Origin of the sequence: Bacillus fonticola (assembly GCF_012955605.1) — a bacterium.
Lineage (GTDB): Bacteria > Bacillota > Bacilli > Bacillales > JC228 > Bacillus_CG > Bacillus_CG fonticola.
Window position 1 is genome coordinate 1,491,012 of sequence record NZ_CP052135.1, and the last position, 16,548, is coordinate 1,507,559.

A 16,548-nucleotide genomic window follows, 5' to 3' on the forward strand; every position below is an offset into this window, starting at 1 on the left:
GCTGGTTAGATGATTAACGATTAAACTGAATAGGGACGCTAAACAATGAAGTCAAAGGAGGTTTCAAAAAGTGGCTAAGACCATTACTACAGAGGAATATAACGAACTCAAACAAAACATGAGCAAACCACTCGTACTTGAATTTGGAGCGGACTGGTGACCAGGCTGCCGTATGTTGAGGCCGGTGGTCTCAAGCGTAGATGAGCAGCTTGATGCGGTTGATTTCTACTATGTGGACGTAGATCAATCTGGAGATCTAGCTCAACAATTTGGAGTACAAAGTATCCCAACCTTAATCTTAATAAAAGACGGTGAAGAGTCGAGTCGATCCGTCGGGTTTATTCCTGAAGAGCAAGTAACGGAATTTGCCCAATCATAATAAAAGTATCCCTCATAAGCCGACGCACGAGTGTTCGTGTATTAAGCCTGTTGAGGGATACTTTTTAATTTGGAAACGACGCACTACTCTACAGCAAAGAAAAACGATAGCCTTTTGCTCGTATCGCTCTAATTAATTCGGGCAGGACGTCTAACGTTTGCTGTAGCTCATGAAGAAGGATAATCGCACCGTCTTCTAAGTTTTCTACGACATTTGTGATGATTTGCTCGGGATCTTCTTTTAATTCCCAGTCCAGTGAAGCAACTCTCCACATGATCGGAGTCACGTTTAATTCCTTTGCCGCTTTAATCGTATCTTCATTATATTGTCCGAACGGTGGGCGAAAGTACTGTACATCAATCCCAGTTATCTTCTCAATCTTTTCCTTACTGTTTTTGATTTCAAGGTACTGTTCTTCATAAGAAAGCTGAACTAAATTCCGGTGCTTTGTTGTATGTGTTCCAATAAGATGTCCGTCGTCCAGCATTCTTCTCCACGGTCTTTTTGCGTAAAGAAGGCGTGTTTGCCAGAAGAAAACAGCAGGAACATTTTCAGACTTTAATACGTCAAGAAGGTGTGGTAGTACTTTGCTCGGGCCATCATCAAATGTAAGAACTACAGACTTTTCATTTACCTTCTTTGAAGTGGTGATCACGCTACTATCATTAGAATCGTACACGATCCTTGTGCAGTCAACTACTCATGGGCTTTTTAACATAGACGATCAGCCTCCTTATTGGTTGTTCCTTACTAGCTGAATAACAAACTTTGAGGTGAGGATTCATACGTTTCGCGATATTCGTCACCGTTGAATTCGTCTGGGATGCCGTCAAAAATACACTTTCCGTCTTTTAATGCCAGAATTCGAGTGGCATAGCGTTTGGCAAGATCGAAGTCATGCACATTAATTACAGTAAGGAGTCCAAGTCTGTGGTGGATTTCCTGGAGGAGAGTAAAAATACGGTCCGACGTTCCAGGATCTAAGCTAGCCACGGGTTCGTCCCCGAGTAGTACTCGTGGCTGTTGCACTAAAGCACGTGCAATACCGACCCGTTGTTTTTGGCCGCCACTCAAATACTCCACTCTTCGATTCATCATGTCAGAGAGCCCGACATCTGCTATCATCTGCTTAGCACGCTCAAGTTCATCAGTAGTAAACCAACCGATTAAGTTTTTAAAAGAGCTACGGTAGCCAAACATCCCAGTTAACACATTTTGCAAGACGCTTAAACGGGGGACGAGGTTAAAATGCTGAAAAATCATGCCCATCTCCCGTCTTACCTTTCGTAGTTGCTCTTCATTTGCACTAAATATAGGGGATTTGTCTAAATAGACTTCGCCATTAGTCGGTTTTTGCAAGCCGTTAATACAACGGATAAGTGTTGATTTGCCCGCACCACTTTTACCGAGAATACAAACAAAGTCGCCTTTACGAAAGGACACATTAATCCCAGAAAGTGCGTCTTGTTTCGATTTAGGGTAACGAACTGATATATTTTCCATCTCCAGCATTTTGACCTGACCTCCTTAAATAGACTTGTTCCGAACGTAGCTTCCAAAAAAGTCGACAATCACAACCATGATCATAATGATTAACACGTCAAGCGACACTGACGAGTATTGAAAGGTTTTAAAATCGTTAAACAATCGCTGTCCGATTCCACCGCCTCCGATAAACCCTAAAATGAGGGAAGTTCGGATGGCAACTTCGAACCGATAAAAATATTGAGAAAGGACGTTCGGCCAAATTTGTGGCAAGACACTGAATAGGTGAGCAAGCCAACTTTTTGCTCCGACTGCCTTCATTGCTTCTTGTGGCCCAGAGTCAGCTGCTTCTATTAACTCTGAAACTAATTTGCCGAGTACACCGATATTGTGAAACATGATCGCAAGGACGGCTGGGAACGGACCAAGACCTAGTGTAGTTAACAAAATCAAACCAAAAACGATTTCTGGAACAGAGCGAACAAAGCTCAGGATCACACGAGAAGTGTGATACAGAAATGGTGATGGTGCGGTGTTCCGAGCGGCCGCAAAACTTAGTGGAAAAGCAATAAGTAATCCAAAAAAGCTTCCAAGAAAGGCCATGGCCAACGTTTCTAACGTATCTTGTAGCATTAATGGCAGTTGAGTGAAGTCCATGGGAAACCACTGTGATAGGAAGTCAATCATATTACGGAAATCTCTAAACTTCGTTAGGTCAAACTCTGTCAGCCTCATGCTGATGTAGACAAACAGCGTAAGTATTATAAATGTAAAAGCGTTGCGCCTTTTAAACCACACCATAAATCAGCTCTATTCTGTAATGATTCCCTGTTTTACAGCAGCTTGCTTAATGCTCTCATAATCCTCGTTACTGGCCTTTGTAAAACCAGAAGCTCCAAACGCATCGAGAATTTCTTGATCTTCAATTGCTATAAAGGTTTCTTGTAGCTTTTGAATCGTTTCTTCGTCCGTATTTTTGGTAACAGCCCATGGATATTGGAATAGTTGATCTGACTCCCAAATCACTTTGAGTTGGTCCCCGTCGATTTTTCCTGCTTCCACTAGTTGATTGTAAATGGCGCTATCAATGGCTCCGACATCAACTTGTTTGTTTTGAACAGATAAAGCAGTGGCGTCATGTGAGCCTGTGAAGCGCACAGAATTAAACTTATAATTATCTTCAGACTCATAAACGCCACGGTCTTTTAGCTCGATTGAAGGGATTAAAGACCCTGAGGTAGAATTTTGGTCCCCAAAAGCCATATCAATTTCTCCTGGATTTTCTAACAACTCGTCAATTGAATTCCACGGATTATCTCGATGTGTGATCAAGTAGGAATAGTAAAATGGGTCTCCGTCGATTAACTGAGTAATGATCGCTTTTGCACCACTCTGTTCATTAGCAATGACGTAAGTTAACGGCCCCAGATACGCCATATCGATTTTGTCGTAATTCATAGCTTCAACAACACCGTTATAGTCTGGATACACTTCAACAGTTACTTCTCTTTCTAAGCTTTCATTTAAAAGAGATTGTAGTTTATCCATGGCTCCTTGCATAGAACCTTCTGTTTGCGCAGGAATCACTCCGATTGTAAATGTATCATTCGGTTCATTACTTGAGCTTGCATCGCCACTACACGCTGCAAGTAGAAAGATTATACCAATGGTAAGCGCTAAAACGCCCCATTTTTTCATCATTTGCACCTCATTTAACTAGAATTTATCTGAAAAAGTTGTTCATAAAATAAGGACTCGGTATGAGTCCTTATTTTTACACTACACTACGTGAATACGTCCTTTATTTTCGCTAGTTACTTCGCCTATGATCGCCGATTGCACACCGCTTGCTTGTAGATCACGTTGCAGTGCTTCAGCTTCTTCCCCAGGTAGTGAAATGAGCAATCCACCTGAAGTTACCGCGTCACAGAGGATGAGTTGATCAAGCTCACTAATATTGCTGTCGTATTCAACGTCTTCAACTAACCATTGGTGATTTTTCTTCGTGCCACCTGGGATAACGTTCTGTTCAGCGAGCTCTCTTGTTTTAGAGAGGACAGGGACATTTTTATGGGTAACAGTAATGCCCACACCGCTTCCTTTTGCGACTTCTAACGTATGACCGAGAAGGCCAAAACCAGTAATATCTGTACAAGCGTTTACAGAGTAGTTAGCCATCGCTTCAGCAGCTTTTTTATTTAAGGTTGCCATGACAGTAGACACTTCGTCGATTTCTTCCTTATTGAGAAGATCTCTCTTAATGGCAGTCGTTAAAATGCCAACCCCAATCGGTTTTGTCAAAATGAGTTTATCACCTGGTTTTGCACCAATATTGGCACGTATTCGGTCTGGATGAATCGTTCCAGTGACTGAAAGACCGAATTTAGGCTCTTGATCATCGATGGAGTGACCGCCTACTAGAACAGCTCCGGATTCTCTCACTTTATCGGAAGAACCTGCTAGAATATCGGCCAAAATACTTTTATCTAAAGTACTAATTGGAAATCCGACAATATTCATAACTGTAATTGGTTTACCGCCCATGGCATACACGTCACTTAGCGCATTTGCAGCAGCAATTTGTCCAAACATATACGGATCATCAACGATCGGTGTAAAATAGTCCAGCGTTTGAACGAGTGCCGTTTCATCGTTAATTTTGTAGACACCTGCATCGTCAGAAGTGTCTAAGCCGACGAGTAAATTAGGGTCAGGGACATTTTTAGGTAGATGACGCAGCACCTGCGCCAGGTCTTCAGGACCAATTTTGCATCCTCAGCCACCTTTAGTTGAGAGGGAAGTAAGCTTTACGATTTCTTCTCTAGACATGTATATTTCTCTCCTTTTTACGAGAATAGGTGTAGCATCAGTTAATACGGAGGCGCAGATGGATCACTTTATGTCAAGAATCCTTTTGTACATATGAAGTAACGTTTCTGCTTCGTATGTATTGGAGTGGTTCGCGACAATGTATTGTTTTGCCAATTGCCCCATCTTTTGCTTCAAGTGTTTATTATTCATGATTTGCTCGGTAAATTCAAGAAATTCATCTGGTGTTTGATACAAAAACCCTGTTTCTTTGTGTGATACAATGCTGCGATTACCTTGATTATTTGAAACGATCACAGGTATTTCATATCCCATTGCTTCTAAAAGAGCAGTGGATTGCCCTTCGGAATGGGAGGTGTTTAACACAACATCTGCCTGCTCATAAACGGCACCCATACTAGAGTGCGGGAGCTGACCGAGGTAGCTGATCCAATCGCTTTGCCGGTCTACAAGTTCTTTGACTAGTCGCCCTTCTTCTTCCTCGATTATGGGGCCTACTAGCCAAAGACGAACACGCGGGAACTTTCTATGGAGTGCCTGCATCATATGGATAGCAGCAGGGATGTTTTTCACTTTTCGAATTCCTGCAGGCAAAACAAACAAAAAAGTGTTTTTTTCTTTTGCAAACGGGAGGTGAACCTTTGGGAAATCAACGGTTCCTTGTGCAATGGTCACTATTTTATTCTTTGTTTGTGGAATTTCATTCAGTAAAGTTTCTCTCGCTTTGTTATCAAAGACGTGTATGGCTTTCGCACCATTTAACGAAGTCATAACATCTGCTCGTTTGCTCTTATCAAACAGGTCGTGGTTTAAATCAGTTCCTGTTAGGGTGACGATGTAGGGGTTTAATGTCCGTCCCAACTTTTGCATAAAGGTGTAAAAATGATGGGCGTGAAATCCATGTACAATATCGGCGGAAGGGAAGGAATGGAGGGAGCCTTCTTCTGTAATGGAAACGATGTCCGTTTTGACACCTAGTTTCTCCAACCCGCTTGCTATACGTCTGACTGTCACGGTATTCCCACGAGGTTGATGGAAATTGGGTGATGCTAAAACAACTTTCATTTTCTTCTCATCCTTTGGTCATATAATCAACTAATTTTATTGCACATAAGAAGAGTTCCTCATGATTATCTCGAAGTCAAATGAATCTGTCACTAAAAATGCTTATAACTAGTTTCTTCTTAACCCAAAGAATATATGATCACAGAATGTGGAAGTGATGATTTTTGAATTGAAGTAAGTGATCGAGCGTTATCTTTGAATTGTCCAAGCCCCCTATGAAAGAATAAAGATAGTCTGTTATAGCGTGTACAAAGCATTTTGATCCACAAAGAGGGATTGTTCTTTTTGCTGTTGAATACTTTATGACAGATAACATTTACATGAAGGAGAGGGGTAAACGATGCTGCTAGAAAAAATGAACGATCTACAGTTAGAAGATCTTGATGGCAACAAAGTTTCGATTAGTGACTATCGTGGGAAAAACACACTCATTTTCATGTGGGCATCTTGGTGACGTTGCCGTGCACAGTTGCCAGGCTGGCAAAAAGTATACGAACAAAACAAAGACAAAAACTTTGAAATCCTTTCGGTCGCTGTTGATGGTCAAGGCGCAGAAGTGGTTAGACCACATGTGAAAGGAACCACCTTTACTACCGTCGTCGATCAAAACAATACATTAGTGAACCTGTTTCATTTCAAAATTGTGCCAAATGGTATTTTTATTGACGAAAACGGAACAATTCGTCTATTGAAAGAAGGATTTCACGTTGATACACCAGAACATATTCAAGCCGTTGAACAATTGATTAATAAAGAAGTGGAAAAGGTTGAATTTGAAGAATGGTCCACTAGAAATGCGGAGTCTGATTTACAAATTCAACTCGCACAAACAAAGTTTAAGCTCGGGATGGAATATGTAAAACAGGAAAGAAACGAGGAGGCTTTGCGCGAACTGGATGATGCAGTCTTACTCGACCCAGATAACTTCACGATTCGAAAACAACGCTGGTACATTCGCTATCCAGAAAAATTCGGTCAGGAAATTGATTTCGAGTGGCAAAAAGGACAGCTCAAAAAGGAAAAAGCGGAAGAAGAGATGCGCCGGAATCAGGGACTTGTTTGCGGTCCGGACGGGTGTTTTATCGCGAACTAAGTAATACAGATATTTATATGTAAAGTACCCTGGGGTTATTGGAAAAGGCTGTTTTTTTCGAAACTCCAGGGTGACTTTTTGCATGAAAAGAAGATTTCCCCCATGTATACAAATAAAATTTAAGCTCGAAAGGAAAGGGGATGGGAATTTCCCATACAAGCGAATACACTACATGGATAATGCCTTATTCGCTAGATTGACGTCACCTTGAAGTAACTTTTCCATATCGTAAGAAGGATACAACCCGTTTTCGTACATGTAGTTGAAAATCCTTGTGTGACATTTGATGGCTGTGTTTAATTGTTTAGTTAACATATCTTTCAGCATTGGAGTGGCTGTTTCCGTAATAGCTACTGAATAATTTCTTACTTCTGCCTTTGAAAATGCGAGTAGGTCTCCTGCGTAGAAGCCATTATCTGCTCTGTACTCACTTGAATGCCCAGGTTTAGGGGTGTATGGGTAAAATTGCACAAGTTCCTTTAAACTTGTTTCAAGATCATGTATGGCTTTCTTGTAAATATCGAGCAAACGCTTGTCTTGAATTTGTTTCATCCCCATCTTTGCTTTCATTAATCCGATTGACTTAAACGCCGTTAACTCGTGAAGCTCTAGGGTTTCATGCCAAGCTAAAGTTTTTTCTCCCATGCTAATGTCTCCTTTTTTTGAAATAACCAATGTACTATATGTTGAGATAAGGGAAATCGTAGCTTAGCCAAATAAAATTGGGCCTCGATAAGCTAAATGAATGAGTCTGTTTCCATAAAGTATTAGGGTCGATAAAAAAGGAAGTGAGAAGGATGAACCCAATACTTTTTGGATTCCTTGTTCTACTAACGACTTCTCTTATGGGGTCGTCGTTTGCGATTGGAAAAATTGGATTGGACTACTTGTCACCACTTCTTCTAGTGGGGATTCGATTTACATTTGCGGGTGTGCTAATGGCGCTATTTGTTATCAAGAAGCCTCTACCGAAGGAGTTTTCTGATTGGGTAAGGATCTTTTTTGTTGGCCTTTTCCAGACCGCCGGGGTAATGGGAAGTATATTTTTAAGCTTGAGAACAATCACTGCAGGGGAATCGTCTATTCTAGCATTCACTAATCCCCTAATTGTTGTTATTTTAAGTAGTTTGTTCCTCGGTCTAAAGTATCGATTTTCACACTGGATCGGCGTATTGGTCGGATTCATGGGTGTGTTTATCACACTAGGATTTTACTTACAATTACAAATCGGAACTCTGCTCGGACTTGGTGCATCCATTTCTTGGGCCACTGCAACAATCTTAATCAAAAAATGGGGAAATCGTTTTAACATTTGGGTGTTAACAGCGTATCAAATGCTTTTCGGTGGGCTTTTCTTGTTACTAATGAGTATAACGATGGAAACACCTAAATTTGTCATCAACACGATATCTGTATTGATTGTGTTGTGGCTTGCTATCATGGCATCCATCGTCCAATTTGCTATCTGGTTTTACTTACTTAACCGAGGGGATCCTGGAAAAACGAGTGCATTTCTCTTCTTAGCTCCACTTTTTGGTGTTTTGTCAGGGTGGGTAATATTAGGCGAAGTGGTCGAATGGTATGTTTACGTAGGGGGATTCCTCATTATCGTCGGAATTTTTCTTGTCAATTGGACGTTTTCAAAAAAGAAAATAGATTGAGGACTTGGAGTACTGTGTTGAAGTTGAAATTTACACCAATTGCCTATCCCTATTTCTTACCGTTTTACCATTCTAACTTCATTTTACTTGGTTCTCTATGCAATAAGTCCCATTTTTGTCTATCTGATTGATCATAAAGTAGTAAAGAGAATTAGGGGGAGAGCACATGTCCGTTCAAAAAGGTGTCGTCGAAGTAACGGGAGGGAAGGTCTGGTATCAGAAACACGATCTCGATACGAACAAAACTCCAGTGATCGTATTACATGGCGGGCCAGGGTCATCTCATTACTCAATGCAAGGCTTAAAGGTGCTCGCTGAGTATCGTCCTGTCATTTTTTACGATCAATTAGGTTGCGGGAAGTCTGAGCGGCCAACAGATACGTCTTTGTGGAATATTGAGCGGTTTGTTGAAGAATTAGCGCAAATACGAGAAGCTCTATCTCTCGAGGAAGTGCACATACTTGGCCATTCATGGGGAACTACGTTAGCTGCTGCCTATGTACTAACGAAGCCAGTCGGAGTGAAAAGTGTTATCTTCTCGAGTCCATGTTTAAGTGCGCCTCTATGGGCAGAAGACCAAGAACGGAACCGCAAACTGCTACCAGAAGATGTCCAGGCAACCTTAACAAGGTGTGAGGAGAATGGAACGACGGACTCGCAAGAATATAAGGACGCCACTGCCGAGTTTAACAAGCGGTTCGTCTGCCGTATTAATCCGTACCCTGAGTTTTTGAAAAAAGGAGCTCATTATAGAAATCCAGAGGTTTACAACATTATGTGGGGGCCTTCAGAATTTTATGTAACTGGGAATTTAAAAGATTTTGACTGCACTTCACAGTTAAAAGAAATCGACGTACCAACCCTTTACACTTGTGGTCGTTATGATGAAGCAACTCCGCAGTCTACAGAATATTTTAGTAGACTGACGCCTAATGGAATATTTCATGTGTTTGAAAACAGTGCTCATATGCCTTATATTGAGGAGACGGAGGAATATATGAGGGTTGTTCGCAATTTCTTAGCGAGTGTGGATTCATAGAAAGAAAAATAAGGTTTTAAGAGCAATTTGCACAGCCGCAAGGAGGATGAAGAGTAGAGGATGATTTCCATGAACCCTGTCCCAATTACAAATATCAAAAAGCAACTAGAAAAGATAACTGAATACTGGTCTCCACGTGTAGTGGCAACGGTAAATAATCAATATGTAAAGGTAGCTAAGTTAAAAGGTCAATTCGTTTGGCATAAACATGAAAATGAAGATGAACTGTTTATGGTTGTTTATGGGCGTTTACAGATTGAACTTGAAAATGATGATGTGATCGTATTAGAAGAAGGAGAATTCTGTGTGATCCCAAAAAACACAATGCACAATCCAATTGCTGACGAAGAATGCGGAATCGTACTAATAGAACCCGTTAGTACTTTACATACTGGTGACGTTAATTCTCCTCTTACAAAAACGATTGAAGAGCAGCTACGAGACTAAAAACCTTTCCAACGTAAATGATTGTTCAAATGGTTTTTGAAGCATCACAGTTTTATCAAAATCTCCATTTACACTAGAAGTTAGACACGTTACATACTAGGATAGTCTAATAGTCTAATAAAGTGAGTGATAACAATGGGTGAACTTCTCCATCAATTAAGCTTAAAATGGTATACAATGTTAACGCAATTCGGTACGAAGGTAGCTGAGCCAATCCTTAACATAACCGATCAAATCAATATTCCCATTTTGACGGCTTTACTACTTGGACTAGCCGCAACTACATCACCTTGTCAAATCACAACCAATGCTAGTGCACTCGCTTTGGTTTCTAGGGATGCAACAAACAAAAGGCAAACATGGATCCAAACGTTTGCATTTATCGCAGGGAAAACGTTGATTTATACGATTGTTGGGGGGGTGGCAATTTATTTAGGGGTACAGCTAACAACGGTGAACGGAAATGCTTCGTTTATTATTACCATTCGAAAGTTAATTGGACCGATCATGATTTTGGCGGGATTATATTTTCTCGGGTTCTCACGGTTTCGCCCTTCGTTTGGAATAAGATTTAGTGAATGGATGAAAAGCAAAATTCCACAAGGAACACCTGTTGGTTCCTTTAGTTTTGGTGTTGCATTCGCCCTTGCTTTTTGTCCAACATTAGTTTGGCTCTTTTTTGGACTCCTTGTACCTTTAGGGATTCAGAGTTCTGGTGGATTACTATTACCTACCGTTTTTGCAATTGGCACAACGATTCCACTAATCTTCTTTGTTCTTATACTAGTCGATAGTTCAGACATGATAAAACAGAAATTTTTCAAGAAAACGAAATCATTGAATCGATGGTTAACAAAGGTTGCTGCTATCATATTCTTGTTAGCGGGTATTAACGACACATTCACTTATTGGTTTTTATAGGTTAACGTTTGAAGAAAAACATATGAATTGATGAAGCAAGTGAGGGGAAGGATTGTATAACTTTTTTTGTTTTTCACACAATCCTCATATTTTTTGTCCATAATAGAAGAAAAAATCTGAATCGAGGAGGTGAGGAGTGTGAGTTGGGAACTCTTAATCTTACTTGCGTGCCCTCTTATGATGTTATTCTGTATGAAAGGTATGTTCTCTGGAAACAAAGAATCTAAAGAAGATCTGGGAAGTCAACCACAACAGTCTGATCTGCAACCATTACAAAATAAAATGTCTGAATTAATGGAGCAAAATCAGAAATTAACTGAGGAAGTAAATCACCTGAAAAATTCAAAAAGTGAAGTTGGAAACGTCGTGAATTTGAAAAAGGCTCAAAACAGTTAAACAATCGAATGAGAGCTTGGGATTTTAAATTCGTTGTTGTGACTTTTTTGAGTAAAAACAAAAAACAGCAAAAAGACGAGCGTTAACTTTACATCCAATAAAGTACTGGAACCGTCCTAGCTATCAAGATAAATAAAACCCAGCTCCGTTTATCCATGGGGCTGGGTATTATACTGAATGACTAACACAGAGATGTAAGGAGAAATAAGTAGTAACATCACAAAATCTTCAAATTTAACCCCTAGAATACACAGGTAATGTAATGTAAAATTGCATAGAAGTAAAAAAACGAGGTGGTTTTATTGGCAAAGAAAACCAAAATGATAATAGCCCTAGGTGTCTTTATAGGTGTAGTTGGTACTCTTATCTACATAAGTATTGGTAATGCAGCAACTCTTTATCTGACTGTAGACGAGTTGGATGAAAAACAAGAGGAGGCAGTGGGTACTCGCATTAAAGTAAGTGGAAAGATTGTTGGAGAGTCGATTGAATTTGATTCATCTACTATGTTATTAACTTTTGAGTTAGAAGGGGAAAATGGGGAAAATGGTTACCGTGTCCCTATCCAATATGATGGAGTGAAACCTGATACGTTAAATGACGGGTGGGAGGCCATTGTTGAAGGTGAATTGACCGCTGATGGTGTGTTTATTGCTTCTGAATTACTAGTGAAATGTCCTTCTAAATACGAGGCAATGGAGGAAGAAGGGGAAGAAATTCCAGAAGACCACCCAGCAACTGAAGAACAAGGAGGAAGTGACAACTAATGGGTGACATCGGTCGTTTAGCCCTTATATTTTCAGTGGTTATCATAGTTTACGGATTAATAAGTCATTTTATGGCAATACGCACGAAAAACATTCGGTGGCTTAAAAGTGCAAAGTCTTCGGTCCTTGTCCTTGTCTTCTTAACGACTTTAGCGTCGGGATCATTGATCTACCTATTAGTAACAGGCGATTTTAGATACGATTATGTTGCTTCCTATGCGAGCACTGATATGTCGTTGTTTTATAAAGTCACCGCCTTTTGGGGAGGAAATGCCGGCTCACTACTTTTATGGTTTTGGATTTTAAGTATTTACACAGCACTGGTCACGTGGTCCAAACATAAAGATAGCAGCCAATATTTACCGTGGGTTTCAGCCATTTTGTTAATGATCAATGGCTTTTTTGTGCTCATACTTAATACGATTGAACAACCTTTCGCATTAAATCCCGAGCAAATGAATGAAGGGGATGGGTTGAATCCGTTATTACAAAACCCAGGAATGGCAGTACACCCTATCACTTTGTATCTGGGGTATATTGGATTTGCTATTCCTTTTGCATATGGTATGGCTACGCTACTATTAAAAAAGGCCGATGCCGTATGGCTTAAGGTCACTAGAAAATGGATTTTAGTTTCATGGTTATTTTTAAGTATGGGAATATTGTTTGGTTCACAATGGGCTTATGTAGAGTTAGGTTGGGGTGGTTACTGGGCTTGGGATCCGGTGGAAAATGCTTCATTACTTCCGTGGCTTACAGCAACAGCACTTCTTCATTCTACAATGGTACAGGAAAGAAAGGGGATGCTAAAAAGGTGGAACATCATTCTTGTCACCATCACATTCGCCCTTACAATATTTGGAACATTTTTAACAAGAAGCGGATTATTATGGTCTGTTCATGCTTTTGCTAACGGACCGATCGGCGCATATTTTTTAGCGTTTATTGGGATTATATTAATTGCTTCAATTTGGAACATATCTTCTAATTGGTCTGTCCTAAAGTCAGATGCTCAATTTGAATCGTATATCTCTAAAGAAAGTAGTTTCTTAGTAAACAATCTTTTATTAGTGGCATCCGCATTTACGGTATTTTGGGGTACGATTTATCCTGTTATTTCGGAAGCGGTTACAGGATCAAAAGTAATGGTAGGTGCGCCATATTTTAATAGTGTCAATATTCCAATCTTCATTGCTGTCATTATTTTAATGGGGGTAGGTCCCGTTGTAGCATGGAAAAGGTCGTCGCTAAAGTCTGTGTTGCGAAATTTAAGCTATCCGATTATTCTAACAGTCATTTTAGCTATAGCACTGTTAGTTGCTGGGGTAACCAATTGGATGACGCTTTTATCTTTAGCAAGTACAAGCTTTGTCGCGATGGTTATTTTTCTTGAGTTTGCAAAGGCAGTAACGGCTAGAGTGAAAGTAACGGGTGAATCAACCATTCGCTCATTCTTTATGCTATTTGTTAAAAATAGACGACGTTACGGTGGATACGTTGCTCATTTTGGCATTATTTTAATCGCAATCGGATATACAGGTGCCGGTGCCTACTCTGTCGATATTCAAAGTGGAGTAAATGAAGGTGATGCTATCCAACTAGGAAAATACTCGTTGTATAGTAGAGGGCTCACGGAAATTAGAGATGAAAGTAAACAGACAGTATATGCTGAATTTTTGGTAGAGAAAGATGGAGAAGAAATAGGCGTTGTTCGACCAGAAAAAGTCTTCTATAACAACGGAGCCCAGCCAACAACAGAAGTATCCGTAGTAAGTTCAATACAAGAGGACCTCTATGTCATACTAAACGGTTGGTCCGAGGGAGAGGAAACCACGTTTGTTCAGGTGAAGATATTCCCTCTTATGTCTTGGACTTGGACAGGTGGATATATCCTCATTCTTGGAACATTAATCTCCTTATGGCCGAAGCGTTCTGCAAGAAGAAGAAGGTCATTGGAAGCGGAGCCGATCATTTATGGGTAAAAAGCTTAAAAGTACGTGGTTTTCTATTTCACTGTTCGTATTTTCTTTACTAGTACTTTTACCAAAGAAAACTTTTGCAGTAGAAGATAAGGTTTCAGTTTCACGCAGCGAGATGCTAGATGTTGCGAAGGAAATTCATCCACCGGGGTGTACAGACTCTATGACTGCAGACTACTGTACACTCATTACTGGATATGAAGTGCGACAAGAAATAACATCTTTAATGGAAACGGGTATGAATAAGGAAGAAGTTATTGACTTTTTAGTGCAAAAGTATGGTGAACGAATTCTAGCTTACCCTGTACCCGAAGGATTTAATTTAGTAGTTTGGGCTTTACCAGCTATTGGAATTGCATTTGGAGCAGTGCTTATCGCTCTTCTCATAAAAAAGTGGAAGAAGTCACAAGACGAATCGAAACAATCCTCCCCACAAAACACAGTCTTAAGTGCTGGTGAAGCAAGCAACGTCCAAGAGGAATTGAAAAATTGGCTGTAAAAGAAAGGAGAACACCAAGATGAGTGCTGAAGTTTTCATGGGTCTCGTTGCAGTTATCGCTATATATGTGCTATCCTCTCCTTTTTTTAAAAAAAAGAACGGAAGGGTAGAAGATGAACAAGATAAGTTTGACGATAGAAAAGAACAAGCATTTTTACAGCTTTCTGAATTAGAATACGATTACCAGATGGAAAAGATTAATGAACAGGACTATTTAGAGATGAAAAACAAGCTAACCTTAGAGGCAGCCAAATATGTTTCACACTCTAAAGACGATATAACTGAGATTGAAAAAATGGTAGATAATGAAATTCGCCTAGCACTCGAAAAAGGCTGCGTCAAGTAGGAGGATGTTTATGAAAAGTAAAGTATTTATCATTTTGTCACTCATGCTCATGCTCCCCTTTCTCTTAAGTCCGGATAAAACATTTGCTGATGGGAAATATCCCGTTAGAATAATTGATCAAAGTATTATCGCGACGCCTATTAGCGAGAATACCATTCAACTTGTTCAGATTATGACCTTTAATAATAGCGGGGAGAACAAAGAAGAGCAATTACCTATATATTTACCTGAAGGGTATTCAGATTTGCAACTACAGTCGGGGCTAGAAGAAACGAATATGCAAGTAACCGAAAAAGGAATTGTAGATACTACAGGTCTTGATGCGGGGAAAGAAAAAAGGATTATTATTACGTATAATATGCCTCTCATCGAGAATATATCTCAATGGTCGCTTGAAACAGCTTATGTAGTTGAAATGAATCAAATTATTATACAACCTGGGGTATTCTCCTTTCAAGCAAACAATTTAATAACACAATCTGATTTATTTGAAATGAACGGTCAAGAATTTAGACGTTTTACGAGAGCAGATCTGCACCCGGATACACCTTGGACACTTGGTTTTACTTATATTGGTGGAACAAGCGGACAAGAGAATTCCAATCCGGTTGCGGAATCATCACCATCAGGCTTTACAGAGGATGGATATAAGATACTTGGTGATCATGGGGAAGGATACGGGAAGGCAATCATAACAATTTTGATCATCATAGTGGCACTCACTATGACATTAATTGGACTGAAGAGAGACAACCAGCAGAGCAACAATAACCATGTAAAGCCTAAGCGCACATGGCTCAAAACGGAGAAGGAATTATTATTAAAGGATATGGTTCAGTTAGAAAAGGATTATCAATCGAGAATAATTAGTGAAAAAACATATACGGAGAGTTATGCCGATATCAAAGAGAAGATAAAAAGGATCATAGCTGAACTCAGGTAGGTGACCATCATTTTAGAACTTCATAATCTTGAGTTTGCGATTGATAATAGAAAAATCTTAAAATCAATCAGTTTTTCTTGGGAAAAGGGTGAATCAATAGCGTTTATTGGGGGAAATGGCGTTGGGAAATCAACGTTGTTGAAAATCATTGCGTTATTACATAAGCCCACCGGTGGCAATCTTATGTTACCCGATGGAATAAGTGAAAGATCATGGAAGAATAATGTAGGAGTCGTTTTTCCAGAAAACTTTTTATATGATTCTTTAACATCTCAAGAAAATTTACGTTTTTATCAGCATCTTTATGGGAAAGCTGACGAGCGTTATATTGACTCCTTGCTTCACAAAGTTCAATTGGGACGCGTAATGGATAAGCCTGTCGGTACATATTCTAAAGGTATGAAACAACGCTTATCCATTGCAAGAGCGTTAGTCCATCAACCTGAGTACCTTCTTTTAGATGAACCGTTTGATGGGTTGGATTTAAAATCCAAAGTAATAATAGAAGGGATGCTTGCAGAACATAAGCATCTGGGGAACGGATATATTTTAGTGAGTCACGATGTAAAGCATGCCTTTGAACTTTGTGAGCGAGCCATTCTCCTGCATGATGGGAAAATAGTACTAAATAAAAAATGTTCACAAAGTTCCTTTGAACCTTTTATAAATACGTATCGCTCCTTATTGGAAAGGTAGAAA

At 39.8% G+C, this 16,548-nt stretch carries 21 protein-coding genes; 14 read left to right on the forward strand and 7 right to left on the reverse strand.

Features of this window, described 5'->3' with window-relative positions; genetic code table 11:
* The first annotated feature begins 172 nt into the window (after window positions 1-172).
* Entirely contained in the window at window positions 173-379 is a 207-nt protein-coding gene (locus HHK01_RS07325; protein WP_170007179.1) for a thioredoxin family protein, read from the forward strand.
* 88 nt (window positions 380-467) lie between these two features.
* Here the strand turns inward: HHK01_RS07325 and HHK01_RS07330 are convergent, their stop codons facing one another.
* From HHK01_RS07330 to HHK01_RS07355, 6 genes are all read right to left on the reverse strand, one after another.
* Window positions 468-1,058 carry a polysaccharide deacetylase family protein gene (locus HHK01_RS07330; RefSeq protein ID WP_228027700.1) on the reverse strand — a complete coding sequence of 197 codons (591 nt, stop codon included), beginning with the start codon at window positions 1,056-1,058 and terminating at the stop codon, window positions 468-470.
* Window positions 1,059-1,129: 71 nt separating this feature from the next.
* Window positions 1,130-1,891: a phosphonate ABC transporter ATP-binding protein gene (phnC, locus tag HHK01_RS07335; protein WP_170007180.1), complete on the reverse strand. Its 762-nt coding sequence runs from the start codon at window positions 1,889-1,891 to the stop codon at window positions 1,130-1,132.
* Window positions 1,892-1,906: 15 nt separating this feature from the next.
* A complete protein-coding gene (gene phnE / locus HHK01_RS07340; RefSeq protein WP_170007181.1) occupies window positions 1,907-2,665 on the reverse strand; it encodes a phosphonate ABC transporter, permease protein PhnE in 759 nt (252 codons plus the stop codon).
* A gap of 9 nt (window positions 2,666-2,674) precedes the next feature.
* Window positions 2,675-3,562 carry a phosphate/phosphite/phosphonate ABC transporter substrate-binding protein gene (gene phnD, locus HHK01_RS07345; RefSeq protein WP_170008705.1) on the reverse strand — a complete coding sequence of 296 codons (888 nt, stop codon included), beginning with the start codon at window positions 3,560-3,562 and terminating at the stop codon, window positions 2,675-2,677.
* A gap of 81 nt (window positions 3,563-3,643) precedes the next feature.
* A complete protein-coding gene (selD, locus tag HHK01_RS07350) occupies window positions 3,644-4,693 on the reverse strand; it encodes a selenide, water dikinase SelD (protein WP_194241286.1) in 1,050 nt (349 codons plus the stop codon).
* 63 nt (window positions 4,694-4,756) lie between these two features.
* Window positions 4,757-5,758 (reverse strand): glycosyltransferase, encoded by a 1,002-nt coding sequence (locus HHK01_RS07355; RefSeq protein ID WP_194241287.1) that lies wholly within the window; start codon window positions 5,756-5,758, stop codon window positions 4,757-4,759.
* Between the two features lie 340 nt (window positions 5,759-6,098).
* Here HHK01_RS07355 and HHK01_RS15820 point away from each other — a divergent pair, with 340 nt between their 5' ends.
* Both HHK01_RS15820 and HHK01_RS07365 read left to right on the forward strand, forming a co-directional pair.
* Entirely contained in the window at window positions 6,099-6,212 is a 114-nt protein-coding gene (locus HHK01_RS15820; RefSeq protein WP_170007183.1) for a peroxiredoxin family protein, read from the forward strand.
* 15 nt (window positions 6,213-6,227) lie between these two features.
* Complete coding sequence (locus tag HHK01_RS07365) at window positions 6,228-6,851, forward strand: thioredoxin domain-containing protein (protein ID WP_170007184.1); 624 nt, start codon at window positions 6,228-6,230, stop codon at window positions 6,849-6,851.
* A 168-nt stretch (window positions 6,852-7,019) separates the two neighbouring features.
* Here the strand turns inward: HHK01_RS07365 and HHK01_RS07370 are convergent, their stop codons facing one another.
* Complete coding sequence (locus tag HHK01_RS07370; RefSeq protein WP_170007185.1) at window positions 7,020-7,496, reverse strand: spore coat protein; 477 nt, start codon at window positions 7,494-7,496, stop codon at window positions 7,020-7,022.
* Window positions 7,497-7,648: 152 nt separating this feature from the next.
* On the opposite strand from HHK01_RS07370, the gene HHK01_RS07375 reads away from it, so the two are divergent.
* The 11 genes from HHK01_RS07375 (at window position 7,649) to HHK01_RS07425 (ending at window position 16,545) form a co-directional block, all read left to right on the forward strand.
* Window positions 7,649-8,512 carry a DMT family transporter gene (locus tag HHK01_RS07375; RefSeq protein ID WP_170007186.1) on the forward strand — a complete coding sequence of 288 codons (864 nt, stop codon included), beginning with the start codon at window positions 7,649-7,651 and terminating at the stop codon, window positions 8,510-8,512.
* A gap of 166 nt (window positions 8,513-8,678) precedes the next feature.
* Window positions 8,679-9,551 (forward strand): proline iminopeptidase-family hydrolase, encoded by an 873-nt coding sequence (locus tag HHK01_RS07380; RefSeq protein ID WP_170007187.1) that lies wholly within the window; start codon window positions 8,679-8,681, stop codon window positions 9,549-9,551.
* A gap of 69 nt (window positions 9,552-9,620) precedes the next feature.
* Window positions 9,621-9,998: a cupin domain-containing protein gene (locus HHK01_RS07385; RefSeq protein ID WP_170007188.1), complete on the forward strand. Its 378-nt coding sequence runs from the start codon at window positions 9,621-9,623 to the stop codon at window positions 9,996-9,998.
* Between the two features lie 135 nt (window positions 9,999-10,133).
* The gene (locus tag HHK01_RS07390) at window positions 10,134-10,919 is read left to right on the forward strand and encodes an urease accessory protein UreH domain-containing protein (protein WP_170007189.1); all 786 of its coding nucleotides are present in this window, start codon (window positions 10,134-10,136) and stop codon (window positions 10,917-10,919) included.
* Window positions 10,920-11,057: 138 nt separating this feature from the next.
* Window positions 11,058-11,315, forward strand: a complete 258-nt coding sequence (locus HHK01_RS07395; RefSeq protein ID WP_170007190.1) for a DUF2933 domain-containing protein — start codon at window positions 11,058-11,060, stop codon at window positions 11,313-11,315.
* Between the two features lie 302 nt (window positions 11,316-11,617).
* Window positions 11,618-12,082, forward strand: coding sequence for a cytochrome c maturation protein CcmE (locus tag HHK01_RS07400; RefSeq protein ID WP_170007191.1), 465 nt, complete (start codon window positions 11,618-11,620; stop codon window positions 12,080-12,082).
* The gene (locus HHK01_RS07405) at window positions 12,082-14,064 is read left to right on the forward strand and encodes a heme lyase CcmF/NrfE family subunit (protein ID WP_170007192.1); all 1,983 of its coding nucleotides are present in this window, start codon (window positions 12,082-12,084) and stop codon (window positions 14,062-14,064) included. The genes HHK01_RS07400 and HHK01_RS07405 overlap by 1 nt, the downstream gene beginning before the upstream one ends.
* Entirely contained in the window at window positions 14,057-14,560 is a 504-nt protein-coding gene (locus tag HHK01_RS07410; protein ID WP_170007193.1) for a cytochrome c-type biogenesis protein, read from the forward strand. Before HHK01_RS07405 ends, HHK01_RS07410 begins: the two co-directional genes overlap by 8 nt.
* Before the next feature lie 19 nt (window positions 14,561-14,579).
* Window positions 14,580-14,906 (forward strand): hypothetical protein, encoded by a 327-nt coding sequence (locus tag HHK01_RS07415; RefSeq protein ID WP_170007194.1) that lies wholly within the window; start codon window positions 14,580-14,582, stop codon window positions 14,904-14,906.
* 10 nt (window positions 14,907-14,916) lie between these two features.
* A complete protein-coding gene (locus HHK01_RS07420; protein WP_170007195.1) occupies window positions 14,917-15,849 on the forward strand; it encodes a hypothetical protein in 933 nt (310 codons plus the stop codon).
* Entirely contained in the window at window positions 15,850-16,545 is a 696-nt protein-coding gene (locus tag HHK01_RS07425; RefSeq protein ID WP_170007196.1) for an ABC transporter ATP-binding protein, read from the forward strand.
* The last annotated feature ends 3 nt before the right edge of the window (window positions 16,546-16,548 follow it).

Coding starts and splice junctions, on each gene's coding strand:
- HHK01_RS07325 (WP_170007179.1), top strand. CDS start 173: ATGTTGAGGCCGGTGGTCTCAAGCGTAGATGAGCAGCTTGATGCGGTT.
- HHK01_RS07415 (WP_170007194.1), top strand. CDS start 14,580: ATGAGTGCTGAAGTTTTCATGGGTCTCGTTGCAGTTATCGCTATATAT.
- HHK01_RS07370 (WP_170007185.1), bottom strand. CDS start 7,496: ATGGGAGAAAAAACTTTAGCTTGGCATGAAACCCTAGAGCTTCACGAG.
- phnC (WP_170007180.1), bottom strand. CDS start 1,891: ATGCTGGAGATGGAAAATATATCAGTTCGTTACCCTAAATCGAAACAA.
- HHK01_RS07375 (WP_170007186.1), top strand. CDS start 7,649: ATGAACCCAATACTTTTTGGATTCCTTGTTCTACTAACGACTTCTCTT.
- HHK01_RS15820 (WP_170007183.1), top strand. CDS start 6,099: ATGCTGCTAGAAAAAATGAACGATCTACAGTTAGAAGATCTTGATGGC.
- HHK01_RS07390 (WP_170007189.1), top strand. CDS start 10,134: ATGGGTGAACTTCTCCATCAATTAAGCTTAAAATGGTATACAATGTTA.
- HHK01_RS07385 (WP_170007188.1), top strand. CDS start 9,621: ATGAACCCTGTCCCAATTACAAATATCAAAAAGCAACTAGAAAAGATA.
- HHK01_RS07380 (WP_170007187.1), top strand. CDS start 8,679: ATGTCCGTTCAAAAAGGTGTCGTCGAAGTAACGGGAGGGAAGGTCTGG.
- phnE (WP_170007181.1), bottom strand. CDS start 2,665: ATGGTGTGGTTTAAAAGGCGCAACGCTTTTACATTTATAATACTTACG.
- HHK01_RS07410 (WP_170007193.1), top strand. CDS start 14,057: ATGGGTAAAAAGCTTAAAAGTACGTGGTTTTCTATTTCACTGTTCGTA.
- HHK01_RS07405 (WP_170007192.1), top strand. CDS start 12,082: ATGGGTGACATCGGTCGTTTAGCCCTTATATTTTCAGTGGTTATCATA.
- HHK01_RS07420 (WP_170007195.1), top strand. CDS start 14,917: ATGAAAAGTAAAGTATTTATCATTTTGTCACTCATGCTCATGCTCCCC.
- phnD (WP_170008705.1), bottom strand. CDS start 3,562: ATGAAAAAATGGGGCGTTTTAGCGCTTACCATTGGTATAATCTTTCTA.
- HHK01_RS07355 (WP_194241287.1), bottom strand. CDS start 5,758: ATGAAAGTTGTTTTAGCATCACCCAATTTCCATCAACCTCGTGGGAAT.